Annotated in this window: 19 protein-coding genes and 1 tRNA gene; 6 read left to right on the top strand and 14 right to left on the bottom strand. The window is 71.5% G+C overall.

Annotation, left to right across the window (positions count from 1 at the left end):
• Positions 1-252 precede the first annotated feature (252 nt).
• From ACFVQG_RS23435 to pgsA, 3 genes are read right to left on the bottom strand one after another with little or no spacing between them, the layout of a single operon-like run.
• Complete coding sequence (locus ACFVQG_RS23435) at positions 253-1,416, bottom strand: glycosyltransferase family 4 protein (RefSeq protein ID WP_383386636.1); 1,164 nt, start codon at positions 1,414-1,416, stop codon at positions 253-255.
• Positions 1,413-2,333: a phosphatidylinositol mannoside acyltransferase gene (locus ACFVQG_RS23430; protein WP_383386633.1), complete on the bottom strand. Its 921-nt coding sequence runs from the start codon at positions 2,331-2,333 to the stop codon at positions 1,413-1,415. The genes ACFVQG_RS23435 and ACFVQG_RS23430 overlap by 4 nt, the downstream gene beginning before the upstream one ends.
• Positions 2,330-3,094, bottom strand: coding sequence for a phosphatidylinositol phosphate synthase (pgsA, locus tag ACFVQG_RS23425; protein WP_383387076.1), 765 nt, complete (start codon positions 3,092-3,094; stop codon positions 2,330-2,332). The genes ACFVQG_RS23430 and pgsA overlap by 4 nt, the downstream gene beginning before the upstream one ends.
• A gap of 217 nt (positions 3,095-3,311) precedes the next feature.
• Between pgsA and ACFVQG_RS23420 the strand changes: the two genes are divergently transcribed.
• Together ACFVQG_RS23420 and ACFVQG_RS23415 are read left to right on the top strand one after the other, a co-directional pair.
• Positions 3,312-5,510, top strand: a complete 2,199-nt coding sequence (locus ACFVQG_RS23420; RefSeq protein ID WP_383386630.1) for an elongation factor G-like protein EF-G2 — start codon at positions 3,312-3,314, stop codon at positions 5,508-5,510.
• 208 nt (positions 5,511-5,718) lie between these two features.
• Positions 5,719-7,380, top strand: coding sequence for a hypothetical protein (locus ACFVQG_RS23415; protein WP_383386627.1), 1,662 nt, complete (start codon positions 5,719-5,721; stop codon positions 7,378-7,380).
• Positions 7,381-7,401: 21 nt separating this feature from the next.
• Here the strand turns inward: ACFVQG_RS23415 and ACFVQG_RS23410 are convergent, their stop codons facing one another.
• On the bottom strand, positions 7,402-7,962 hold the full coding sequence (locus ACFVQG_RS23410; protein ID WP_383386624.1) for an HIT family protein: 561 nt from the start codon (positions 7,960-7,962) through the stop codon (positions 7,402-7,404).
• A gap of 64 nt (positions 7,963-8,026) precedes the next feature.
• Between ACFVQG_RS23410 and ACFVQG_RS23405 the strand changes: the two genes are divergently transcribed.
• Positions 8,027-8,686 carry a potassium channel family protein gene (locus tag ACFVQG_RS23405; protein ID WP_383386621.1) on the top strand — a complete coding sequence of 220 codons (660 nt, stop codon included), beginning with the start codon at positions 8,027-8,029 and terminating at the stop codon, positions 8,684-8,686.
• Between the two features lie 31 nt (positions 8,687-8,717).
• Here the strand turns inward: ACFVQG_RS23405 and thrS are convergent, their stop codons facing one another.
• The 3 genes from thrS to ACFVQG_RS23390 all read right to left on the bottom strand — a co-directional run bounded on the left by thrS (position 8,718) and on the right by ACFVQG_RS23390 (position 12,607).
• Entirely contained in the window at positions 8,718-10,694 is a 1,977-nt protein-coding gene (gene thrS, locus ACFVQG_RS23400; protein WP_383386618.1) for a threonine--tRNA ligase, read from the bottom strand.
• A 132-nt stretch (positions 10,695-10,826) separates the two neighbouring features.
• Positions 10,827-12,044: a hypothetical protein gene (locus ACFVQG_RS23395; protein ID WP_383386615.1), complete on the bottom strand. Its 1,218-nt coding sequence runs from the start codon at positions 12,042-12,044 to the stop codon at positions 10,827-10,829.
• On the bottom strand, positions 12,041-12,607 hold the full coding sequence (locus ACFVQG_RS23390) for a DUF4365 domain-containing protein (RefSeq protein WP_383386612.1): 567 nt from the start codon (positions 12,605-12,607) through the stop codon (positions 12,041-12,043). The genes ACFVQG_RS23395 and ACFVQG_RS23390 overlap by 4 nt, the downstream gene beginning before the upstream one ends.
• 196 nt (positions 12,608-12,803) lie before the next feature.
• On the opposite strand from ACFVQG_RS23390, the gene ACFVQG_RS23385 reads away from it, so the two are divergent.
• Positions 12,804-13,532 carry a 3'-5' exonuclease gene (locus ACFVQG_RS23385; protein ID WP_383386609.1) on the top strand — a complete coding sequence of 243 codons (729 nt, stop codon included), beginning with the start codon at positions 12,804-12,806 and terminating at the stop codon, positions 13,530-13,532.
• Positions 13,533-13,584: 52 nt separating this feature from the next.
• On the opposite strand, the gene ACFVQG_RS23380 is transcribed toward ACFVQG_RS23385, so the two are convergent.
• Positions 13,585-13,656 (bottom strand) — tRNA-Val (locus tag ACFVQG_RS23380).
• Between the two features lie 39 nt (positions 13,657-13,695).
• Positions 13,696-14,142: an SRPBCC family protein gene (locus ACFVQG_RS23375; protein ID WP_383386606.1), complete on the bottom strand. Its 447-nt coding sequence runs from the start codon at positions 14,140-14,142 to the stop codon at positions 13,696-13,698.
• A 64-nt stretch (positions 14,143-14,206) separates the two neighbouring features.
• Here ACFVQG_RS23375 and ACFVQG_RS23370 point away from each other — a divergent pair, with 64 nt between their 5' ends.
• On the top strand, positions 14,207-16,570 hold the full coding sequence (locus ACFVQG_RS23370) for an SCO7613 C-terminal domain-containing membrane protein (RefSeq protein WP_383386603.1): 2,364 nt from the start codon (positions 14,207-14,209) through the stop codon (positions 16,568-16,570).
• A gap of 12 nt (positions 16,571-16,582) precedes the next feature.
• Here ACFVQG_RS23370 and ACFVQG_RS23365 read toward each other — a convergent pair whose 3' ends face one another.
• The 5 genes from ACFVQG_RS23365 to ACFVQG_RS23345 all read right to left on the bottom strand — a co-directional run bounded on the left by ACFVQG_RS23365 (position 16,583) and on the right by ACFVQG_RS23345 (position 23,167).
• Positions 16,583-19,330 carry a Tat pathway signal sequence domain protein gene (locus ACFVQG_RS23365; protein WP_383386600.1) on the bottom strand — a complete coding sequence of 916 codons (2,748 nt, stop codon included), beginning with the start codon at positions 19,328-19,330 and terminating at the stop codon, positions 16,583-16,585.
• A 94-nt stretch (positions 19,331-19,424) separates the two neighbouring features.
• Complete coding sequence (locus ACFVQG_RS23360) at positions 19,425-20,024, bottom strand: hypothetical protein (RefSeq protein WP_383386597.1); 600 nt, start codon at positions 20,022-20,024, stop codon at positions 19,425-19,427.
• 10 nt (positions 20,025-20,034) lie between these two features.
• Positions 20,035-20,910, bottom strand: a complete 876-nt coding sequence (locus ACFVQG_RS23355; RefSeq protein ID WP_383386595.1) for a carbohydrate ABC transporter permease — start codon at positions 20,908-20,910, stop codon at positions 20,035-20,037.
• Positions 20,907-21,863 carry a carbohydrate ABC transporter permease gene (locus tag ACFVQG_RS23350; protein ID WP_383386592.1) on the bottom strand — a complete coding sequence of 319 codons (957 nt, stop codon included), beginning with the start codon at positions 21,861-21,863 and terminating at the stop codon, positions 20,907-20,909. The genes ACFVQG_RS23355 and ACFVQG_RS23350 overlap by 4 nt, the downstream gene beginning before the upstream one ends.
• 14 nt (positions 21,864-21,877) lie before the next feature.
• Positions 21,878-23,167, bottom strand: a complete 1,290-nt coding sequence (locus ACFVQG_RS23345; protein WP_383386590.1) for an extracellular solute-binding protein — start codon at positions 23,165-23,167, stop codon at positions 21,878-21,880.
• Positions 23,168-23,927: 760 nt separating this feature from the next.
• Here ACFVQG_RS23345 and ACFVQG_RS23340 point away from each other — a divergent pair.
• Positions 23,928-24,183, top strand: a 256-nt coding sequence (locus tag ACFVQG_RS23340; protein WP_383386585.1) for a hypothetical protein, incomplete at its 3' end; no start/stop codon positions are given.

The raw sequence follows: 24,183 nt of genomic DNA, 5'->3' as shown, positions 1-24,183 counted from the left end.
GCCCTGGACGGGCCTCGTCCGCACGCACCGGACGGGCCGGACCGAGTTGGCCGGGGCTGCTCGCCTGCCAAGGTCTCGCGGCTGCCGCCCCCGGACCCCCGCTTCGGCCCTGAACGGGCCTCGTCCTCAAACGCCGGACGGGCTGATGTGAGCCGACCTTGGCTGTGAGGGCGCCGCTCCCCCAGCGAAACCCGCACCTCAGTCCCTCGCCAATTGGCTGTGCGTACGCCGCTCCTCCAGCGAGCCCGGCCCTCAGTCCCTCGCCAAGCCGAACCGCGCCCGCAGTCCCGTCGCCCGCTCGTCCGTTGCCACGGCCGCAGCGCCCGCGGTGACCGTCTCGTAGACGGAGAGGATGTCGGCGCCGACGGTCGACCAGTCGAAGCGGCGGACGTGGGTGCTGCCGTGTTCGCGGAGTTCGGTGCGGCGTTGGGGGTCGGCGAGGAGGCGCAGGGCTGCCTGGGAGAGGGCGTCGGCGTCCTCGTTGGTGAAGAGTTCGCCCGCGGAGCCGTGGTCGAGGACCTGGGCGAAGGCGTCGAGGTCGGAGGCGAGGACGGGGGCGCCCGCCGACATGGCCTCGACGAGGATGATGCCGAAGCTCTCGCCGCCGGTGTTGGGGGCCACGTACAGGTCGACGCTGCGCAGCAGCCGGGCCTTGTCCTCGTCGCTGATCATGCCGAGGAACTCGACGCGGGGGCGGAGGTTCTCGGGGAGGGACTCGACGGCCTCCTCCTCGTCGCCGCGGCCCGCCACCAGCAGCCGGGTCTGCGGGCGCTCGGCGAGGATCTTCGGCAGGGCCTTCATCAGCACCGGGAGGCCCTTGCGGGGCTCGTCGATGCGGCCGATGAAGCCGATGGTGTCGCCCTGCCACTCCGGCTTGGGCTCGGCCCGGGCGAAGAAGTCCACGTCGACGCCGTTGGGGATGACCACCGCGTCCCCGCCGAGATGCTCGACCAGGGTGCGGCGGGCGTACTCGCTCACCGCGATCCGCGCGCTGATCTTCTCCAGCGCGGCCTGGAGGATGGCGTACGCGGCGATCATCGCGCGCGAGCGCGGGTTGGAGGTGTGGAAGGTCGCCACGATCGGGCCCTGCGCCGCCCAGCAGGTCAGCAGGCCCAGCGAGGGCGAGGTCGGTTCGTGGATGTGGATGACGTCGAAGGCGCCGTCGTGCAGCCAGCGCCGTACCCGCGCGGCCGACAGGAAGCCGAAGTTCAGCCGGGCCACCGAGCCGTTGTACGGCACCGGGACCGCGCGTCCCGCCGAGACCACGTACGGCGGCAGCGGGGTGTCGTCGTCGGCCGGGGCGAGGACGGACACCTCGTGCCCGAGGCGGATGAAGTACTCGGCCAGGTCACGGATGTGGAACTGGACGCCGCCGGGCACGTCCCAGGAGTACGGGCAGACGATGCCGATCCTCACGAAGGTCCCTTCGAAGGGTCTCGCGCGGGGTCGAGGTCCGCGAGCCAGAGCCGTTGCAGCATGTGCCAGTCCTCCGGGTGCTCGGCGATGCCGGTGGCGAAGGCGTTCGCCAGCGCCTGTGTCATGACAGACGTCTTCTCGGCGCGCGTACCTGACTCGGGAACCTCCACCGGCGGATGGACCCGGCCCCGCATGACCGGTGAGTCGTCATACCAGAGTGTCACCGGCAGCAGCAGCGCGCCGGTCTGCTGGGCGAGGAGGGCGGGACCGGCGGGCATCCGGGCCTCGGCGCCGAAGAAGTCCACCGTGACGCCGGAGGCCGACAGGTCGCGGTCGGCTACCAGGCAGACCAGACCGCCGTCGCGCAGCCGCCGGGCCAGCGTGCCGAAGGCGGTGCCGCCGCTGTGCGGCAGGACCTCCATGCCGAGGCCCTCGCGGTAGGCCACGAAGCGGTCGTAGAGGGATTCCGGTTTCAGGCGCTCGGCGACCGTGGTGAAGGGGATTTCGAGCTTCGTGGTGACCCAGGCGCCCGCCAGGTCCCAGTTGGCCAGGTGCGGGAGCGCCAGGACCACGCCCTTTCCGGCTGCCAGGCCGTCGGTCAGGTGGTGCAGGTCCTTCGGGTCGAAGCCGCTCATGACGCGCTCGGCGTTCCAGGCCGGGAGCCGGAAGGACTCCATCCAGTACCGCAGGTACGAACGCATGCCCGCGCGGGTCAGCTCGGCCAGGCGCTCCGGACTCGCGTCGGGCACCACGCGCGCGTAGTTGCTCTCCAGCCGCCGCACCCCCTTGCCGCCCTGCTTCCAGGCGACGTCGGCGATGGTGCGTCCGAGCCGTACGGCGACCGGCTCGGGGAGCCTCTTCACGGTCCCCCAGCCGACGCCGTACAACGCGTCCGACAGGCGGTCCTGGGCGCTCATGCCGTCGCCCCGCTGCCCTGGGACGGTTTCCCGGCGTTCTCCCGCGCGCCCGACGCGGCCTCCGCCTCCGCCGCCGCTTCCGCCTCCGCGGACTCCCGGCGCACCGTGACGACGCGCTGGACCAGCGTGACGAGGCTGCCGACGGCGACGATCCACAGCGCGATCGGCAGCAGGTACTGGATGCCGGGCACCCCGAAGTCGTGCATGCCCGCGAGCCCGGCCGCGACCAGGGAGATCACCAACCGCTCGGCACGCTCGACCAGACCGTTGACGGCGACCGGCAGCCCGATCGACTCACCGCGCGCCTTGGTGTACGACACCACCTGCCCGCTGGCCAGACAGAAGATCGACACCGCGCACAGCACGATGTCGTCACCACCGGCCGCGTACCACAGCGCGAAGCCGCCGAAGATCGCGCCGTCGGCGACCCGGTCCAGGGTGGAGTCGAGGAAGGCGCCCCAGCGGCTGGAGCGGCCCAGCTGGCGGGCCATGTTCCCGTCGACGAGGTCGGAGAACACGAACAGGGTGATGACCACCGTGCCCCAGAAGAACTCTCCCCGGGGATAGAAGACCAGCGCGCCCGCCATCACACCCGCCGTGCCGATCAGCGTGACGGTGTCGGGACTGACGCCCCTCCGGATCAAAAAAGCGGCGAACGGTGTGAGAACACGCGTGAAGAAAGCACGCGCGTACTTGTTCAGCATGGCCTTCCCGAGGGTCAGGGTCGCCGTGCGGCCCCTGCTGGCCACCGGCTGGCCCATCGTAGCCACGCGCGCGTGCCGACGGCGTCCGGGCACCCAACAGCCCGCGCGGGCCCGCGCCTGCCCGCCCCGAAAGTCCCTTTCAGGTCCCTCGTATGGACGCACCGTGACAGGAGTGGAAAGCTCGAAGGATCGCGGGCGTCGCCGGAGCCGCCCAGCACGCGGTTCCCGCGTGTCCGCGCCCACAGGGACCTCACCGTGCACGGGAGGCAAGGAAATGGGCGACAAGGCGAACGCACACCCCGGAGCCGCCGGCAGGGCAGTGGCGGCCGACCACCCCGCGTCCGTACGGAATGTGGTGCTGGTCGGCCACTCCGGATCGGGCAAGACCACGTTGGTGGAAGCCCTCGCGCTGACGGCGGGCGCGGTGAACCGGGCAGGCCGCGTACAGGACGGCGGCACCGTCTCCGACTACGACGACATCGAGCACCGCCAGCAGCGCTCGGTGCAGCTCTCCCTGGTGCCCCTCGAATGGGACGGCATCAAGATCAACCTGCTGGACACCCCCGGATACGCCGACTTCGTCGGGGAACTACGGGCCGGTCTGCGAGCGGCGGACGCGGCCCTCTTCGTCGTCTCGGCCTCCGACGGCGTCGACGGCTCGACCCGCATGGTGTGGGACGAGTGCGCCGCCGTCGGCATGCCGCGCGCCATCGTCGTCACCCACCTGGAGGCGGCCCGCGCGGACTACGGCCAGATGACCGGGTTCTGCGCGGACGCGTTCGGCGCCGACGACCCCGACGCCGTACTGCCGCTGTACCTGCCGCTGCACGGCGCGCCCGCGCCCGACGGGCACGCGCCGGTGACGGGGCTGATCGGGCTGCTGTCGCAGCGGGTGTACGACTACTCGACCGGCGAACGCAAGGAGTCCGAACCGGACGAGGAGCAACTGCCGCTGATCGAGGAGGCCCGCAACCGGCTCATCGAGGGGATCATCGCGGAGAGCGAGGACGAGACCCTCATGGACCGCTACCTCGGCGGGGAACCCATCGACATCAAGACGCTCGTGGACGACCTGGAACGGGCCGTCGCGCGCGGGACCTTCTTCCCCGTCCTGGCCGCCGCCCCCGCGACCGAGGGCGCCCGCCAGGGGCTCGGCACCGTCGAGCTGCTGGAACTGATCACCGGCGGCTTCCCGACCCCGCTGGAGCGCGCGGCACCGCAGGTCACCACCATCGACGGCAGGGCGCGCGAGCTGCAGCCCTGCGACCCGGACGGCCCCCTCGTGGCGGAGGTCGTGAAGACCTCCTCCGACCCCTACGTGGGCCGGATCTCCCTCGTCCGGGTCTTCTCCGGCGCCCTGCGCCCCGACGAGACGGTGCACGTCTCCGGGCACGGGCTCGCCGACCGCGGCCACGAGGACCACGACGTCGACGAGCGGATCGGCGCCCTGTCGACGCCGTTCGGCAAGCAGCAGCGTCCCGTGACCCATGTCATCGCGGGCGACCTCGCGTGCGTGGCCAAGCTGGGCCGCGCGGAGACCGGCGACACGCTCTCCGCCAAGGACGACCCGCTGCTGATGGAGCCCTGGGAGATGCCAGACCCCCTGCTGCCGCTCGCCATCCAGGCGCACAGCAAGGCGGACGAGGACAAGCTCTCGCAGGGCCTGGCCCGGCTGGTCGCCGAGGACCCCACGATGCGCCTGGAGCAGAACCAGGACACCCACCAGGTCGTCCTGTGGTGCCTGGGCGAGGCCCACGCGGACGTCGCCCTGGAGCGGCTGCGCAGCCGCTACGGCGTCCAGGTCGACGTCGTCCCCCACAAGGTCTCCCTCCGGGAGACGTTCGCCGCCAAGTCCGGCGGGCGCGGGCGGCATGTGAAGCAGTCCGGCGGGCACGGCCAGTACGCCATCTGCGAGATCGAGGTGGAGCCGCTGCCGGGCGGCTCGGGCATCGAGTTCGTGGACAAGGTGGTCGGCGGGGCGGTACCCCGGCAGTTCATCCCGTCGGTGGAGAAGGGCGTGCGCGCCCAGGCCGCCAGGGGCATCGCCGCCGGGCATCCCCTGATCGACGTCCGGGTCACCCTGCTGGACGGCAAGGCGCACTCGGTGGACTCCTCCGACGCCGCCTTCCAGACCGCCGGGGCGCTCGCCCTGCGGGAGGCCGCCGCCGACGCGAGGATCCACCTCCTCGAACCGGTCGCCGAGGTGAGCGTCCTGGTCGGCGACGACTACGTGGGCGCCGTGATGAGCGACCTGTCCGGGCGGCGCGGCCGGGTGCTGGGCACCGAGCAGACGCCCGGCGGCCGTACCCTCGTACGCGCCGAGGTACCCGAGATCGAGATCGGCCGGTACGCCGTCGATCTGCGCTCTCTCTCCCACGGCACCGCCCGCTTCAGCCGCCGCTACGCACGCCACGAACCGATGCCCGCACAGGTGGCCGAGCGGGTCCGGCAACAGGAGACCGACGGGTCGTAGGAACGGGCGCGAAGCTCCGCGCAGTTGGGACCGGCCGCCCTCAAGTGGCCGGTTCCGAAGGGCTCCCCTCCGGTGCGGCGGGCGGCTTCGGCCGTCCGCCGTCCGGATGTCGGTGGCTGCCGATACGCTGAGAACCTGATCAACAGGTGTGCGAAGCACGGAAGTCGGGAAGTCCGCAGTAGCGACAGTGCGGCGTTGGGGGGCGGAAATGACCGTTGACGGCGGTTACGCGGACTTTTTCGGGCCGCAGGTGCCGCGCACGGGCGACGAGGGCCAGACACCGACCATCGCGCTCGCCTCGGCGGCCTACCGGGACAACGAGCCCGAGGAGATCCTCAAGGCCAACAGCGAGTGGCACGAGTCGAAGGTGTCCGAGGGGCAGAAGTGGGCCAAGATCTTCCGGCCCAACCTCGGCGAGGCCTTCTCCTCCGCCATCGTCAACCGCATGCTCGGCTCCGGCCGCAAGCCGCTCATCCAGTCCTTCGGCGCAGAACCACAGGTCGTCGTCGAGCACTGCCTGGCGGCCAACCGCATCCGCAAGGAACGGGACAACCGCCTGAGCGTCATCATGGTCCTGTGCGGCCTGCTCTTCCTGCCCGGACTGCTGATCTGGCTGCTGGTGTTCACCCTGCGCACCACCGTCGCCAAGCGCGACGACAAGCGGGCCTCCACCCTCGCCACCACCCTGCTGGTCGCGGTCGGCGCACTCGCCGTGATCTTCCTCATCCGCATGCCCTTCACCGGCTTCTGGGCCTGGTACGCGCGCGCGGCGGTCGTCATGCCCGTCGTCGGCTGGTTCTGGGCCAAGCAGATCTGCGAACGCACCGCCAGGGACCTCAGGGCGCGCTGGGACAGCCTGCTGTCCGGCAGCAACATCGGCGCCAAGGTGCCCGAGGCGGTGCCCAGCAACCCCGGCGAGACCGCCGCCGAACAACTGCGCCAGTCCCTCGCCAAGCTGGGCGCCGAGCAGCAGTCCAACTCCGTCTTCTACGCCGGGCCCAAGGGCATACTCGGTATGGGCACCCGCTGGGGCAGCTGGCAGCTGGCCGAGGACCTGGTACCCGCCGACCCCGACCGGGAGATCCACCCCTTCCGCAGCTGGGACGTCATACGCTCGATCCACGACCAGCTCCGCATGATGGAGCGCGGCCCCCTCAACACCGGCGGCTTCCCCAAGCCGTCGATACGGCACTGGATCGTCTCGCCGATCGGCGAGAACGCGGGCGCGGTCTCCCGCCCCGAGGGCACCGACGTGGAGGCGTACCAGGTCAAGTCGCACGCCATCCAGGACATCTGCAACAAACAGCAGTTCGGCAGCGGCGACCGGCACTACCTGGGCGTCCAGTGGGTCCTGTGGGACGGCCAACTGGTGATCACCATGCTGATCACGGTGACCGTCCTGTACGAGACCCTGCGCATCGAGGTCACCGGCCACGCCCTCGGCCCGGTGCACTCCCTGTTCACCTCCAAGCCCGCCGCCAAGGAGAAGTCCGTCCAGAAGTCCCTCAAGCGCTGGGAGTCACGGACGATCAAGCTGCCCCTGGTCGACACCGACGAGGTGGTGCGGCTCGCCGCCCGGGCACCGCTCACCTGGTACCCGCCGCTGCTGAACTGGCTCGGCGGCTCCCTCTCGCTGCCCGAGCCGTTCGGTCTGCGGCACGTCTGGGCCGACAAGCCCTGGCGGCACCGCTTCATGGCCGACGACGCCCTGCGCGCCGCCACCCCGGTCCTGCGCGTGGTCCACTCCGCCGCGATCAAGGTCCTCAAGGAGAACGGCGTCGACACCACGAAGTTCGGCGCCCGCTCGGCGTCCCTCAGCGGAGCCGTGCAGGACGCGTCCCCGAAGAAGGCCGACCTCTACGACGCGTGAGCCCACGCCGGTGCGGCGGCCTCACCGCACCGGCCAGGCCTCCGCCAGCATCTTCCGCGTGTCGGCGAGCAACTGCGGCAGCACCTTGGTGTGCCCCACCACCGGCATGAAGTTCGTGTCCCCGCCCCACCGCGGCACGATGTGCTGATGCAGATGCGCGGCGATCCCCGCCCCCGCGACCGTGCCCTGGTTCATCCCGATGTTGAACCCGTGCGCCCCGGACGCCGCCCGCAGCGCCGTCATCGCCTGCTTGGTCAGCTCGGCCAGCTCGGCGGTCTCCGCCTCGGTGAGGTCGGTGTAATCGGCGACGTGCCGGTAGGGGACGGTCATCAGGTGCCCGCCGTTGTACGGGTACAGGTTCAGCACCGCGTACACCAGCTCACCCCGGCGCAGGATCAGCCCGTCCTCGTCCGACTTCGCCGGAATGGAGCAGAAGGGGCAGCCGTCGTCGGCCCCCGGACCGGTCGGCTTGTTCTCGCCCTGGATGTATGCCATCCGGTGGGGCGTCCACAGGCGCTGGAACGCGTCCCGCGTCCCCACTCCGATCTGCTGCTCCGGCTCACTCGTCATGCTAGGCAGCATATGGCGTCGCCCGAACGGGGCGTGTCGCCGGGCACCCGGAAAACCGCCCGGTGAAGCTGGGCCGATGGACGACCACAGCCGTGAGGCCCGCTGGGAGCGCCGCACCGACGCCCCGCTCACCCTCGCCTCGCTGCTCTACCTGGCCGCGTACGCGGTCCGGGTGCTCGCCGATCCCTCGCTGCCCGAGGCGGGGCGCGCCGCCTGCCACGCCGTGCTGCTGGCCGCCTGGGCCGTCTTCGCCGTGGACTACGCGGTCCGCTGGCGGCTCAGCGGGCGGCGCCTGGGCTTCGTACGGGGACACCTGCTGGACACCGTCGTCCTCGCCCTGCCCCTGCTGCGTCCGCTGCGGTTCGTCAAGACCTACGAGCGGGTGAAGCGGCGGCACGGCCTGCCCCGGCTCTCCCTCTACGCACGCGTGATCTTCTACGCCGGGACGTCCACCCTGCTCCTCGGCTTCGCGGGCGCGCTCGCCGTCTACGACCACGAGCGCGGGGCGCCCGGTGCGACCATCCACACCTTCGGGGACGCCGTCTGGTGGACCTGCTCGACCCTCTCCACCGTCGGCTACGGCGACGTCGCCCCGGTCACGCCGGTGGGCCGTCTGATCGCGGTCGGCGTGATGGCCTGCGGGCTGGCGCTGCTGGGGGCGGTGACGGGGTCGTTCTCGTCGTGGTTGCTCCAGGTGTTCTCCCGGGAGGACGAGGAGAGGCCCCCGGGGAGGTGAACTCCCCGGGGGCCTACCGTACGACGCCGCGTCAGATCTGCGTACGCTCCTCGACGACCTTCACGATCTTCTCGATCGCCTCGTCACGCGGGATGCCGTTCTCCTGCGAACCGTCGCGGTACCGGAACGACACCGTGCCCGCGTTCATGTCGTCGTCGCCGACGATGATCATGAACGGCACCTTCTGCTTCTGGGCGTTCCTGATCTTCTTCTGCATCCGGTCCGAGGACGAGTCCACCTCGATCCGCAGCCCGCGCCGCTTGCCCTCGGCGGCGAACTTCTCCAGGTACTCCACGTGCGCGTCCCCGACCGGGACGCCCACCGCCTGGACGGGCGCGAGCCACGCCGGGAAGGCGCCCGCGTAGTGCTCGAGGAGCACCGCGAAGAACCGCTCGATGGAGCCGAAGAGAGCCCGGTGGATCATCACCGGCCGCTGCTTGGAGCCGTCGGCCGCGGTGTACTCCAGACCGAACCGCTCCGGCAGGTTGAAGTCGAGCTGGATGGTCGACATCTGCCAGGTACGGCCGATGGCGTCCTTCGCCTGGACCGAGATCTTCGGCCCGTAGAAGGCCGCACCACCCGGGTCGGGCACCAGCGGCAGCCCCTGCTTCTCGGCGACCTCGCGCAGCGTCTCGGTGGCCTCTTCCCAGGCCTCGTCGGAGCCGACGAACTTCTCCGGGTCCTTGGTCGACAGCTCCAGGTAGAAGTCGGCCAGACCGTAGTCCCGCAGCAGCTCCAGGACGAAGGTGAGCAGCTTGTCCAGCTCCTCGGACATCTGCTCGCGCGTGCAGTAGATGTGCGCGTCGTCCTGGGTGAAGCCGCGCGCGCGGGTCAGCCCGTGCACGACGCCCGACTTCTCGTAGCGGTACACGGTCCCGAACTCGAACAGCCGCAGCGGCAGTTCACGGTACGACCGCCCGCGCGCGTCGAAGATCAGGTTGTGCATCGGGCAGTTCATGGGCTTGAGGTAGTAGTCCACGCCCTCGTCGAGCTGCATGGGCGGGTACATGCCCTCGGCGTACCAGTCGAGGTGGCCCGAGGTCTCGAACAGCTTCCCCTTGGTGGCGTGCGGGGTGTAGACGAACTCGTAGTCCGCCTCCTCGTGGCGCCGCCGGGAGTAGTCCTCCATGACCCGGCGGACGATGCCGCCCTTGGGGTGGAAGACGGCGAGACCGGAGCCGATCTGCTCCGGGATGGAGAACAGGTCCAGCTCGGAGCCCAGCTTGCGGTGGTCGCGCTTCTCGGCCTCGGCGAGGAACTCCAGGTGCGCCTTCAGCTCGTCCTTGGACGGCCAGGCGGTGCCGTAGATGCGCTGGAGCATCGGGTTCTTCTCGCTGCCGCGCCAGTAGGCGGCGGCGTTGCGCATCAGCTTGAACGCCGGAATCGCCCGGGTCGACGGCAGGTGCGGCCCCCGGCACAGGTCCTTCCAGCACAGGTCGCCGGTCCTGGCGTCCAGGTTGTCGTAGATCGTCAGCTCACCCGCGCCGACCTCGACGTCCGCGCCGTCGTCCGAGGAGGCCGAGCCCTTGAGGCCGATCAGCTCCAGCTTGTACGGCTCGTCGGCCAGCTCCTCGCGGGCGGCCTCGTCGGTGACGACCCGGCGGGAGAACTTCTGGCCCCGCTTCTGGATCTCCTGCATCTTCTTCTCGATGGCCTTGAGATCCTCGGGCGTGAACGGCTTCTCGACGTCGAAGTCGTAGTAGAAGCCGTCCTTGACCGGCGGGCCGATGCCCAGCTTGGCCTCGGGGAACAGTTCCTGCACGGCCTGTGCCATGACGTGCGCGGTGGAGTGGCGCAGGATGTTCAGGCCGTCCACGGAGGAGATCTCGACGCCCTCGACCTCGTCGCCGTCGGACACCTCGTGGGTGAGGTCCTTCAGCTCGCCGCCCACGCGCGCGGCGATGATCGAGCGCTCTCCGGCGAAGAGGTCGGCGGCCGTAGTGCCCGTCGTCACCACGCGCTCTTCCCGCTCGGAATCGCGTTGGATGATCACACGGACGTCTGACACCGGTCTCTCCTGACTGAAGGTGGATGCGAGCGCCGTACCCGAGCGCGCGCCGTAGCCGGAATCGTACCGACCCGCCCCCACCGATCGCGAAACGGTTACTGTCCGTCTCCCGCCGCTGCCCGTCCCGCCCCCCTACTGCGCGTCCTCTCCCCCGCAGGCCTCCTCGAAGAAGTCCAGATCCTCCTGGAGGGACTTCATCAGCCGGTCCCGCTCGGCGTCGTCCACCTGCACGGGTACGACCCCACTGGCGCCCGTCAGCCGCCGGAAGCCGCCCCGGCTCTCCAGCCGTCCGTGCACCCGCACCGGCAGCCCGACGAGATGGGCGTGCCCGGCGAGGCGGTAGTCCTCCTCCCCGAGGGTGAGCCGGACGTGCGGTATCTCGGCGCCTGCCAGCACCCGCAGCCGTACGGTGCCCGCGCCGCGCGGCTGTGATCTGCGCATCCGCACCACGGCGCCGGTGATCCGCACCGGCACGGAGGGCTCGGCGCGCAGGAAGCGGGCCCCGGCCTCGCGCAGCACGGGCAGGTCTCCGGGCGAGAACTCGACGGGCTCGGCGCCGGGCGCGCTGCCGTCGGGTGCCGGGGCGGCGGGCGCCCACTCGACGGCGACGCGGGCGCCCTCGGTGCCGTGCACCAGGGTGATCAGCGCCTCGGTGAGTTCGCGGCTGACGCCCGCTGCCACGGCGCTGTCGAAGGCGTCCATGCCGCCGGTGGCCCGCTGGTAGTCGATGGCCTCGCGGGCGGCGTGCAGGGCCTGGTGCAGCCGTAGGGTGAGCGGCCGTCCGGCGGGGACGGGCACGAAGGCGGTCAGCCGGTGGCCGCCGTGGGCGGTGCCGACCAGGACACTCTCCAGGAGGGCGGCGGCGGGCCGTCGGTGGCGGGCGCCGTGGTAGCCCGCACGCGCGCGTGTGGCGAGTGCGGCGGCGAGCAGGGTCTGCCGGGCGGCGGTGCGCAGTTGTTCCTCGACGGTCCAGGGCGCGGCCCCGACGGGTCCGGTGGGGGCGTCGCGCCACCAGCGGACCTCGTCGCTGGGCACGGTCAGTCCGACGAGCACCTCGCGCGCGGCGGGTGCCGTGCTGCGGGCGAGGGCGTCGAGGGCCTCGCCGAGCAGGTCGTCACTGTCGGGGAAGGCGCGGTTCTCCGGTACGAGGAGGCTGGTGGCGTGCGCGCCGGGTCCGGGCGGGGTCCAGCGGCCGTAGCGTCCGGGGGCGCCGCCGCGCCGCTGCCAGCCGTGCCGCAGCAGCAGGGCGCCGAGTACGGCGGGGTCGACCTCGCGGGGGTCGGGGGGACGGTTCCAGCGCGCGTCCATCGGGTGGGGGCGCGCGGGTTCGTCGAGCGGGCGGTGCGTCATGGTCTGCCTCCCGTTCCGACCCGCGTCATGATCTCGCACAGGGCCCGGTCGTCGAAGATCCGCGCGGTCGGTATGCGCACGGTGGTCCGGTTCCGGCCGGTGACGGGGTGCCCGGCGAGGTTGACCCAGTAGCAGCAGTGCCTGAGGTCGAGCCGGTCGTGGCTGGCGCGCAGCCAGTCGTCCCGGGAGCGCGGGACGAGCATCACGACGAGGATCTTGTGCACCGAGACCGGGGTGCGGGCGAGTTTCGCCAGGTGGTCGTTGTCGAGCGTGAAGGAGAAGGTGCGGCCCGGGGGGTTGGGCGGGATCTGGTACGTCGCCTTGAGCTGCACCTTGATGGTGACCTCGTCGTCGACGGTGTGGCCGGGCGCGCTGTGGCTGACGTGCCAGTCGATGCCGTTGTCCGGGAAGGGCTGGGACAGCGAGCATCCGGCCGCCGCCGCGACGGCGTGCAGATAGCCCACCTGCAGGGTCTCCATGCAGGCGGTGGTGGCGAGTGAACCGCGAGGGGGGCCCGCGCGTTCGGGCAGCAGCCCGCCCCGCTCGGGCTGCGCTACCGCCATGGCCGTACAGCCTTCCGAGCAAAAGTGATCGTCCCCGTGCCGGGCCGCGTCGCGGGTGCCGAAACTCGCCGCTGAACTGCGCCGACCCGTACTCCTGTTGTCTCCTCGCGGCGTACGGCGCAAACAGCCCGGGTATCACCGAATCGGCGGTGGACGGGGCGTCAGACGCCGTGGGTGAACGAGGAGTTGTGGTCGTATGACGTGCTGGTACGAGGGCCCCTTGGCGGCGTTCGACACGGAGACGACGGGTGTGGACGTCGAGGCCGACCGGATCGTGTCGGCGGCCGTGGTCGTCCAGGACGCGCCGGGCGGACGGCCGCGGGTGAGCCGCTGGCTGGTGAACCCGGGAGTGCCGGTGCCCGCCGGGGCGACGGAGGTGCACGGTCTGACGGAGGATCATCTTCAGCGCAACGGGCGGTGGCCCGCGCCGGTGATGTACGAGATAGCGTCGCAGCTGGCCGAACACGCGGCGGCGGGGCGGCCGTTGGTGGTGATGAACGCACCGTTCGATCTGACGCTCCTGGACCGGGAGCTGCGCCGTCACAGGGCGTCGTCGCTGGGCCGCTGGTTTGAGTCGACACCCCTGCTGGTGCTCGACCCGCGGGTTCTGGACAAACACTTGGACCGCTACCGCAAGGGCCGCCGCACCCTGACGGACCTGTGCGCGCACTACGGCGTCGGTCTCGACGAGGCGCATGACGCCGCCGCGGACGCGCTGGCCGCGCTGGAGGTCGTACGGGCGCTCGGACAGCGGTACGCGGCCCGGCTGGAGCGGCTCTCCCCCGGCGAGCTGCACACGCTGCAGGCGGTGTGGCACGCGGCGCAGGCCCGCGGGCTCCAGGCGTGGTTCGCGCGCAGCGGCACGGAGGAGGCGGTGGACCCGGCGTGGCCACTGCGCCCGGATCTGCCCGCGGCGGCGGCATAGCAGACAGGGAGCAGAAAAGCCGGTCCGTGGTGACGGACCGGCCTTTTCCCGGTGGGCGATACTGGGTTCGAACCAGTGACCTCTTCGGTGTGAACGAAGCGCTCTCCCACTGAGCTAATCGCCCGGGAACGGACTGAACAATACAGGGGCGACGGGGTTCGCATCAAACCGCTTCCAAGTGGGCGGTGAGGCCGCGCCGTCCGTCCCGCATCATCAGCCAGTGGTTGGCCCGGAACACCGGCCGTCCCGGTACGGCGAGCCGTCTGAGCAGTGGCTTGTGGACGTCGACGACCTGCTCGTAGCGGGCGACGCATCCGGTTCCGTCCGGTCTGACCGTCCAGCGCGCCCAGCCGTCGATGTCGCCGGACAGCGCCGCCTCCAGCACTCCGGCGCCCGCGTCCCGCCGTACCTCGCGCGCGGTGAAGGTCATGTCGTACGGCAGCAGGGAGCGGATCCGTATGACGCCCCCGGCGTCGTCGATCCGGTCGACCCGGCGTACCTGGCGCCACCAGCGGGGATAGTCCTCGGCGCGCATCAGCGCGTCGTACACGGCGGTGGGCGGGGCGGGCAGGGACCAGACACTGCGGAAGCGGTAGTGATTCCAGTCCATGCCCCGAGTGTGCACACACGTTCCCGGCGCGCCACAACTGAGTACGCCCTGAGTACGCGCACTCATGCCCGGCGGCGTGACGCGGGCCACACTCCCTGGCATGACGCACATCCCGCCCCCGGCGGAGGAGCTGCGGCTCCTCGATGCCGAGCTGTACCAACTGGACGCCCGCCGCGCCCAGTTGCTGACCCGCCGGGCCTGGCTGGTCGCCCAGCTGAACCCGGTGCCGCGCTGGCAGTCGCCGCCCACCGCGGCGCGCCCGGAGGCCTCCGCACCCAGTGTCCAGAACGTGCTGCTGGTCCTCGGCGGTGCCCTGCTCACCCTCGCGGCGACCGCGTTCACGCTGGTCAGCTGGGGGCAGCTGGGGATCGCCGGGCGGGCGGTGATCCTCGGCGGGGTCACGCTGGCCGCGCTGGCCGCGCCGCTGCCGCTGCTGAGGCGGGGGCTGCGTTCGACGGCGGAGGCGGTGGCGGGGCTCGGGCTGGCGCTGACGGTGCTCGACGCGTACGCCCTGTACGAGGTCGCGCTCGGCTCGGCGGACGGCACCGGGTACGCGGCGACCGCCTCGGCGGCGCTGGCGGTGGCGTGGGCGGGCTACGGCCGGGCGCTGACGGGATGGGCCGATCCGGGCCTGCGGCTGCCGCTGCCCGCCGCGCTGGCCGCGGCCCAGCTCACCCTGCCGCTCGGCGCGGTGGCCGTCGACGCCGGTGCGTACGGCGTCACGGCCGCGCTGCTGCTGACGGCCGGGTGGGACACGGTTGTCGCGCTCCGGGTGTCCGCCGGTGCCGTACGCGTCGTCGCCACGGTCGGCGCGTACGGCATGGGTGGCTGGGGCGTGCTGGCGGCCGGGTGGCTGTCCTGGACGGCCTCCGGTCCGAGCGCCGCCGCCCGTGCGGCGGCGCTCCTCCTCCTCGCCGCGGCCATCGCCCTGGGCGCCGCCTGGCGCGGCCCCGGTCCGGCGCTCGGCAACGCGGTGGCCGGAGGGCTTGTGGTGACGGCCGGGCTCGCCGGGGTTCCGCACGCCGTGCTGTCGGAGGCGTGGACGGTGCCGGTGCATCTGGTCTGCGGTGTCGCACTGCTCGCGGTGGTCCGTGTGGACCGGGTTCCGCAGGGGGTGCGGGCCGGGCTGGCGTGGGCCTCCGGTGCCGTACAGGCGCTCGCCGTGCTGTGGGCGCTGCCGGTCGTGATGGTGGCGGTGCTGGGACCGGCCGCGTGGGTGACCGAGGTCTGGTCGGGGGCGCCCGGTACCGCGCGGGACGCCGTGACCGACGTACTCCCCTGGCCTCCGGACGCGGCCCTGGCCCCCGTCGTCCTGGCGGTGGTCGCCGCGGTCGTGGTGCTGCTGGTCCGCGCCCCGCAGTGGCGGCCCCGGGCGCTCGCGGCGGCCACGACGCTGGCCTGGGCGGCGGTGCTGATCCTGCCCGCGACGCTCGGACTTCCCTATGCCGCGGCCCTGTTGGCGCAGGCGTTGGTGACGGCGGCGCTGCTGGCGCTGCGGCGGACCACGGCGACGGTGCTCGCGCTGCTCACCTCGCTCGGCCTCGCGCTGCTGTCCCTGGCCGCCGAACCGGCCACTCTGGCGGTGCTCGCGTTCCTGACCGCGCTGTTCGCGACCGCCGCCCGGCTGCCGGTGCCCGCCGCGACGGCGGTGGTGTACGCCACCGTGCTGGCCTGTGCCACGGGCGCCTCGGTCGGCTGGGAGCCGCGGCACATCGCGCTGCTGGTCCTGCTGGTCCCGGCGGTGGCCGCGCTGTGGGCGGCCCGCGTCGAGGGCGCGACCAGGGTGACCGTCGAGGTGACGGGAGCCGTCGCGGGTCTGGTCGCCGTCGGCCTCGCGGTCACCGATCCGCCGGTGCTGGCGCTGGTGCTGGCCCTGGCCGGAGTGATCACGGCGGCGACGGCCGTACGCGCCGACCGCCGCCCCGTCGGCTGTGCGGCGGCCGTCCTGTTCCTGCTGGCGACTTGGGTGCGGTTGGCGGCCTGGGAGGTCACCACGCCCGAGGCGTACACGCTGCCGGTGTCCGTCCCGGCGCTGCTCGTCGGCGCGCTGCGCAGGCGGCGCGATCCGGCGGCCTCGTCCTGGACGGCGTACGGCCCCGGACTTGCCGCCACGCTGGTGCCGAGCCTGCTGGCGGCCTGGGGTGACGCCGACTGGCAGCGCCCGTTGCTGCTGGGCGCGGCCGCGCTGGCGGTCACCCTGCTGGGTGCCCGGCACCGGCTCCAGGCGCCGCTGGTGCTCGGCGGTACGGTGCTGGGTCTGACGGCGCTGCACGAGCTGGCGCCGCACATCGCGCAGGTCGTGGGCGCGTTGCCGCGGTGGGTGCCTCCCGCACTCGCCGGTCTGGTGCTGCTCGCCGCGGGGGCCACCTATGAGCAGTGGTTGCGTGACGCGCGGCGGGTGCGGGAGGTGTTCAGGGGGCTGGGGTGAGTCCGGGCGGCGCTACGGCATCCGGTCCCCCACCAGGGCCAGGTTCTGGATCGCCGCCAGGCCGTACAGCGCGGTGGCATTGGTGGACACCCACGCCGCCTCGCTGCCCTCGACGAGGGCGGTCGGACCCTCGATCCTCTGGGTCGACCAGTCGGTGGACTCCTTGTAGTCCCAGGTGTCGCGGCTGTTGTAGAACTGCTGCCACGCCCGCGCGGCCAGCGTGTCGTCCCCGGTCAGGGCGGCGGCGTAGGCGTCCTGGCGGGAGTGGCCCTGGAAGAGCAGCAGGTTGCCGAAGTTGGCGCCGTAGCGGGCGGCCTGTTCGGCCTTGCTGGCGTTGTAGTAGCGGCAGTAGTCGAGCCAGGCCTCCTTGAACTTCGGCATGTCGATCTGGTCGATCAGCTCGGCGCACAGCTCGACCAGGCCGAACATGGCCGACAGGTGGGAGACGCCGACCTTGGGCTCGGCGGCGACGGCGAAGCGGCCGGTGTCCAGGTCGTAGAGGGCGTCGCCCTGGACGAAGCCGTTGGGCTGGGCGGCGATGGTCTCCATGGTGGACAGCACCCGGGCCTTCGCCTTCTCCCACTTGGGGCCGCGCCGCTCCCACTCGGTGAGCCAGGCGGAGACCAGACCGCTCCAGTCGGTGCCGAAGCCGATGGACAGGGCGTTGCGGTCGGGCTCGTAGGGCTCGGTGCGGATCTTGCGCAGCGGGTCGAGGGCGAGGAAGGTCTCGTCGGAGTCGACGTTGGCGTGCATGAGGTCGCCGACGCGCTCGTCCGCGGTGAGGAAGTAGTAGTAGCGGCGGTAGGTGGTGTTGGCGATGCGCTGCTGCTTGGCGCTGTCCGCGTAGTGCTGGACGCCGTGCCGGGTGCCGAGGCCCGCCCACTGGCCGAGGTGGTAGACGTCGACCTCGCCGGTGTGCCGGGTCATGGCCTCGGCGAAGCGGAAGATGTCGGCGCGGCCGGAGCGCAGGTAGGCGAACCAGAGCCACAGGTCGGGCGAGAGTTCGGAGTTGTCCCAGGCGTAGCCGCCGACGTCGTAGCACCACTGGTGGCGGCTGGGGTCGTAGGTGTGCATGATGTCGCCGTAGTCCCAGAAGCCGTACCAACGGCGCATCTCCACCTGGTCCTTGTAGTAGGTGAAGAGGAAGTCGAGGTGGTCCTCGATCTTCTCCTTGGCCGGGGTGGAGCGGTCCGGCGCGGAGAACAGCTTGCCGAAGACGCCCGCCTTGATGAGCTGCTGGGGCGGGGCGGCGAGCTGCGCGGGGGTGCGGACGGTCTCGATCTGCCGGGCCATGGCCTCGGCGCTGGGCGTGGACTCGTGCGCCCAGAAGAGGAGTTCGCTGGTGCGGGCGATGCCGTAGGGGGTGCCGAAGCCGGGTTCGTAGTCCTCGTAGGTGATGTTGAGGCCTTCGAGCTGTTCGGGGTAGGTGTCCTGGCCCATGCCGTCGTGGTAGAAGCGCAGGTCCATGGGCTGGGCCTCGGGTGACCAGAGCCAGAGGGTGACCTCGGCGGCGTCGGTGTGGGCGTCGCGGATGTCGAGCTGGGCGGGGAACTTCTCCCAGAAGTCGCGCAGCCCGAAGGAGAAGCCGCCGCTCGCGCCGCCGACGTAGCCGAAGCCGCTGGCGCGCCGTCCGCCGCCCGCGGGGATCCAGCCGTGGCCCTTCTTGGTGCGCTTGCGGACGCCGAAGCCGTCGGCGGAGAGCTGGGAGAGGGTGTAGTCGCCCCATTCGGGGATGTACTGGAGGCGGGTGGTGACGCGCTGGTCCCAGGTGGCGGGGTCGGGGAGCTTCTTGCCCTCGAACTGGGCGGTGCGGATGGCGGCGCCGGGGTCGCGGCGCAGTCCGGTGATGCCCTTGACGGCCTCGCGGAGCAGGCCGGTGCCCTCGCCGCCGATGCGGATGTGCCGGTCGTAGGCCGCGTCGCGCATCGGGACGGTGAAGCGGACGCCGAGGCCGCGGACGAAGTCGCCGCTCGCCTTGCCGGGCTCCTGTGTCCCGTCGTAGGTGACGGTGTGCATCATGCGGAAGGAGTCGGCGCCCGCGTAGAGGTAGAGGCGGACGGAGAACGGCATCCAGGCGCGGTCGCCCCTGCGGTGCTTGCCGTCGACGCGGACCACGGCCCGTACCGGTCCGTCCTGTTCGACGACGGTCTCGGCGATGGCGCTCTCGAAGCGTTCGTACTTGACCGTGCCCTGGTCGCCGTCCTCGATCTCGGGCTGGCGCAGCAGGACGAGCCGTCCGTTCCTGGCGATCTCGGTGCCGCCGCGGGTGACGGACTTGACGAGGGTGGAGCCGGACTTGCCGACCTTCACGGTGATGACGCCGGTGGAGATGTCGACCGTGCCGCCGCTCCGGCTGACGCTGATCTTCTTGGCGGGGGCGGCGGGCTCCCCGGGGGCGAGGGTGAGCTTGCCGGAGCCGCCGTCGGAACCCACGGCGTGCGCGGTCCACTTCAGGGAGCCGTCGGGCCAGTAGGCGATCGGCCAGGACTGGACGGGCACGGCCTTGCCGCCGCCGTCGGTGAGGGCGAAGGCCTGGTCCTTGTCGTAGGCGCCCATGGGCCAGGGCACGCCGACCGTGGAGCCGGGGGCGGCGCCGAGGCCGCCGTCCTCCAGCCAGTCCAGGGTGACGGGGTCCGCGTCGGCGGGCGCGGCGCCGGGGGCGGCCTGCGCGTGCTGGGCGCCGAGGGCCCAGCTGAACTGCGCGGCGGCTCCGGCGACGGCGGCCGCTCTGAGTACGGACCTGCGGGGGATGGGGGACATGGCCTTTCCTTTCCGTGCGGGTGCAGGTGGTCAGGGGCATGACAGAGAGAGGTGCGGCGCGCGGGGCGCCGACCTTGGTGTTCCGTTCAGGGCCTCAGCGGTGCCGGTACCGCTCCTCGACGGCGACGGCCGCCGCCGCGACGGCCCCCAGGACGGGGACCGCCAGCGGCGGCACGAACGACGCGGACAGGACTACGACGCCCAGCCCGCAGACGACCAGGAACGATCCGGCGGGATCGAGCACGGTGCGCCGCCCGGCGTCGGCGAGCAGCGCCCGCCAGACGGCGTCCGGCGTCCAGACGGCGGCGGCCCGCAGCAGGGCCACGGCGACCCCGATCAGCGCGAGGATGCCGACGGCCCCGACGAGTGGCCCCCCGGGCAGCCCCGCCCGCGCGGCCAGGACGTCCACCCAGACCGCGACGGCCACCGCCCACCCGGCGAGCCCGACGGCCCACCCACGGCGCACGGCCGCCCGGAAGTCCGCGACGAACTCCCGCAGCCCACCGGCCTCATGGGAGGTACGGCGCCGCAGATGCCGCGCACCGGCGGCGAACGCCGCGGGGTAGGTGACCACCCCGAGGCACGCCACGGTGATCCAGACGCCGGTGAGCAGGGCCTCGGCGAAGACCGCGAAGCGCTCACCGAAGAAGGACTCCCCGCGCCCGGTACGGGCCTTCACGCGTGCTTGCGCCATGGTGACCGCCTCAGCCCTTCAGTCCGGAGGTCGCCATGCCGTCGATGAGATAGCGCTGGAAGGCCATGAAGAAGGCGATGACCGGCACCAGCGCCACCAGCGACATCGCGATCATGCTGCCGTAGTTGGCGACGCCCTCCTGGTCGCGGAACATCATCAGGCCCAGCGAGACGGTGTACTTCTCGGGGGTGTTGAGGTAGATCAACGGCCCCATGAAGTCGTTCCAGGCGTTGATGAAGGTGAAGATCGCACTGGTGATGATCGCCGGACGGCTCAGCGGCAGCACGATCGACCAGTAGGTGCGCAGATGCCCGCAGCCGTCGAGCTTGGCGGCCTCGTCCAGTTCCCTGGGCAGCCCGCGCATGAACTGCACCATCAGGAAGACGAAGAAGGCCTCCGTCGCCAGGAACTTGCCCGCGACCAGCGGCACCAGGGTGTCGGTGAGTTCGAGGTTGCGGAACAGCACGTACTGCGGGATGAGCAGCACGTGGTACGGCAGCAGCAGCGTGCCGATCATCAGCGTGAACAGCAGGTTCCGCCCGGCGAACCGGATCTTGGCGAAGGCGTACGCGGTCAGCGAGCTGGACAGCACCACACCGATCACGGCGAGGACCGCGTACATCAGCGAGTTCCAGAAGAAGCTGCCGATGGAGATGCCGGAGATGCCGTCGGCGAGCCCGGAGAAGTTCGCCCAGACCGGTTCGGTGGGGAGCAGGTCGAGGCTGGCGATGATGTCCTTGCTCGGCTTGAACGAGGCACCGACGACCCAGATCACGGGATACAGCACGATCGCGAGGACGAGGAGCGCGCCCACGTGCCAGGCGATCGATCCGAGGCGCCGCCGCTCGTTCGCGCTGCGCGTGGCGGGGCTGACGACACTGGTCACTTGGCGGCCTCCTCGTAGTGCACCCACTTCTTCTGCGACCAGAACAGGACCGCCGTGACGAGCGCCACCGCGATCACCAGCGTCCAGGCCATCGCGGAGGCGAAGCCCATCTGGGCCTCCTTGAAGCCCTTCTGGTAGAGGTAGCAGGTATAGACGAGCGTGGCGTCGGCGGGTCCGCACCGGGTGTCGGAGACGACATAGGCGGAGCCGAACACCTGGAACGCGTGGATCGACTCCAGCAGCACGTTGAAGAACAGCACCGGGGAGATCATCGGCAGCGTGATGTTCCAGAACCGCCTGAGCGGACCGGCCCCGTCCACCTCGGCGGCCTCGTACAGCTCCCGCGGGACCTGCTTGAGACCGGCCAGGAAGATGACCATCGGCGCGCCGAACTGCCAGATGCTCAGGGCGACCAGGGCGTAGATGACGTAGCTGGGGTTCCCGATCCAGCCGCCCACGTCCACACCGAAGATCTTCTGCGTACGGTCCACGATCGCGTCGTCCGAGAACAGCGCCCGCCATACGAAGCCGACGGAGACGCTGGCTCCGATGAGCGAGGGCATGTAGAACGCGGCCCGGTACAGGCCCTGTCCGCGCCTGCTCTGCGCGAGCAGCAGCGCGACACCGAGCGCGAGCAGCAGCTTCAGCGGTGTGGCCACGACGACGTACTTCAGCGTGACCTCGACCGACTTCTGCCAGCGCGGGTCCTGGAACATCGTCGTGAAGTTGTCCAGCCCCACCCACTGGGGTGGCGTGAACAGGTTGTAGCTGGTGAACGCGTAGTACAGCGACGCGATCATCGGCCCCGCCGTGAGCAGCAGGAACCCCGCGAGCCACGGCGACATGAACAGATAGCCGACGAGGTTCTCGCGGCGCCGCCCGCGCCGCCCGGCGGCGGGAGCGGCGGGCCGCTTCCCGGCCGGGCGCGCGGGCGCTTCCTTGACGAGCGTCATGGTGGTACGTCCCCTCAGCCCGCGAACGCGGCCTTGGCCTCGCTGAACAGCGCCTTCGCGGCATCGGCTGGCTTGGTCGCGCCCTGGGCGACCTCGCCGCCGAGGCGCAGGAACGCCGCCTCGATGACATCGGCGCCGGACGGGTGCGGGGTGATCTTCCCCAGGACCCCGGCGTCGGCGACCTCCTCCTCGTACGCCCTGACGCCCTTGTTGGTGTCGTCGGTGGGCGTGAACGCCTCGTACTGCTCGGTGGTGGCGAGGATGCCGCGGTCGTAGCCCATGATCTCGCCGACCTCGGGGTCATGGACCATGAAGTCGATGAACTGGGCGACCTCGTTGGGGTGCTTGGTCCCGGAGAAGGCGCTGAGCATCAGCGAGCCGAGGTACTGGCCGGTCTGCTTGCCGTCCATGGTGGGGATCGGCGCGAGGCCGTAGTCCGACTCACCCTCGCCCTCGTAGCGGATGGAGAAGTTGTCCCAGGTGAACTCGGACGCCGCGAGGCCCGCCGAGAGCGCGGACTTGGGCTTGACCTGCTCGACCTTCTTCGGGTCGGCGACCAGCCCGGACTTCACGCGCTTGTAGCCGTCCTCCCACCACTGCGTCAGATCGTCCTCGGTGAAGCCGAGATCGCTGTCCGTGAAGAAGGCCTTGCCGTTCTGGCGGAGGTAGAGGTCGTAGAGGTACATGATGCTGAAGTAGCCGGTGTCACCGGCGATCTTCAGCTTGTCCTGGATGGTCTGGAGCGCGTCGAAGTACTCGTCCCAGGTCCAGCCGAACTTCGCCTCGACGCCCGCCTTCTGGAAGGCCTTGAGGTCGATCACGAGCGCCATGGTGTTGGCGCCGACGGGGACGGCGATCTGCTTGCCGTCGACCTGACCGTTCGCCAGCACGCCGTTGCGGAAGTTGTCCAGGCTCAGATTCCCGGCGTCCGCCTGCGACTTGAGATCGAGCAGGATGCCACGCTTGTCGTACTTGCGCAGGAAGCCGACCGCATTCTGGAAAACGTCCGGCGGATTTCCGCCGGAAGCCTGCGTCTGGAACTTCTCCCAGAACGCTTCGTAGTCCGTGAATTCGGGCTTGATCTTGATCTTCGGGAACTTCTTCTCGAAGAGCGCGATCGTCTTCTTGATGGCGATGGTGCGGGGTTCGCCACCCCACCATGCGTAACGGAGTGTCACTGTCCCGTCGCCGCCGGAGCCGCTGCCGCCACCGCACGCGGTCGTCGCCCCCAGCCCGAGCGCGGCCGCGGATGCCCCGGCCACCTTCAGGATCGTACGCCTCTCCACATTCCTGCTGGTTCGCATGGTTTTGCCCTCTCCCCGCAGCGTCGTTGCCGCCTGCATGAATCGTTTCAAGTAAGCGCTTGCTGGCACAAATTACGGAGGGGTCGGGGGTGCGTCAATGATTCGGACAGGAATTTTTCGCGGCGGGGGCGGGGGCGACGGCGGGGCCGGGAGGGGCTGTGGCGTGGGCGTTCTGGACGAGTGTGCAGGTGAGAGGGGTGGGTTCGGCGGGTCGAACGGGTGGCGGGGTGGAGTGGGGACGGGGCGTGCGGCTGGAAATCGGCGGTGGTGGGGCGGGGTGACGGGGGCGGCTCTTGGGAGCGGGGCGGGGCGGGGTACGAGGCGCGGCGGCGGGGGTGAACTGTCTGTCATCGGCCCTTGGGTCCCAGGCAGCGGTGGCGTCCCGCCAAGTGGTGTAGAGCGACCCGGACCACACCGCACCCAGTGACCTGCGATCGGCTGGCCCGGCCACAGGCGCGCCGCTGCACGAGCCGGTGCGGAGCGGGCCAGCGCGCCGCGGGCCCGCCCGGCTCTGGGGCGCCGGGCGGACCCTGGCCGCGACCTGCGAGCCGCGAGGACCGACCGGCTACACCACTTGGCGCGACGCCACCCCAGGCAGCCATCGGGGCGGGGTCGGGGCATCGGTAGCGTCATGGGGCGCAGAGGGCCCTGGGGGCGCGCTGGGGGGCCTCGCGGGCGTTATGGCTCACCCCGGCTCGCCCCTCACCATCGAGGGCCACAGCCGCCCCAGAGGCAACGTGAGTCGCCTTCGCCGGGGAAGGTGGCGGGCGCACGGCTGTCGCCCACGGGCTGGTGGCCGTGGGCGTCGGGGACGGGGCGCGGCGCGACGACGGCGGTACGGCGACAGCGCGACGGCGACGGCGGGCTGGTGGCCGTCGGGAGCGTGGCGGCGCGACGATGGCGGTACGGCGACGGCGAGCTGGCGAGCTGGCGAGCTGGCGAGCTGGCGAGCTGGCGAGCTGGCGAGCTGGCGAGCTGGCGAGCTGGCGAGCTGGCGAGCTGGCGAGCTGGCGAGC

It is taken from the genome of Streptomyces sp. NPDC057877, from assembly GCF_042796855.1.
In the GTDB taxonomy this organism is placed as follows: domain Bacteria; phylum Actinomycetota; class Actinomycetes; order Streptomycetales; family Streptomycetaceae; genus Streptomyces.
Note: the sequence above shows the minus strand (reverse complement) of the source record. Positions and strands in the feature narration are given on the sequence as shown.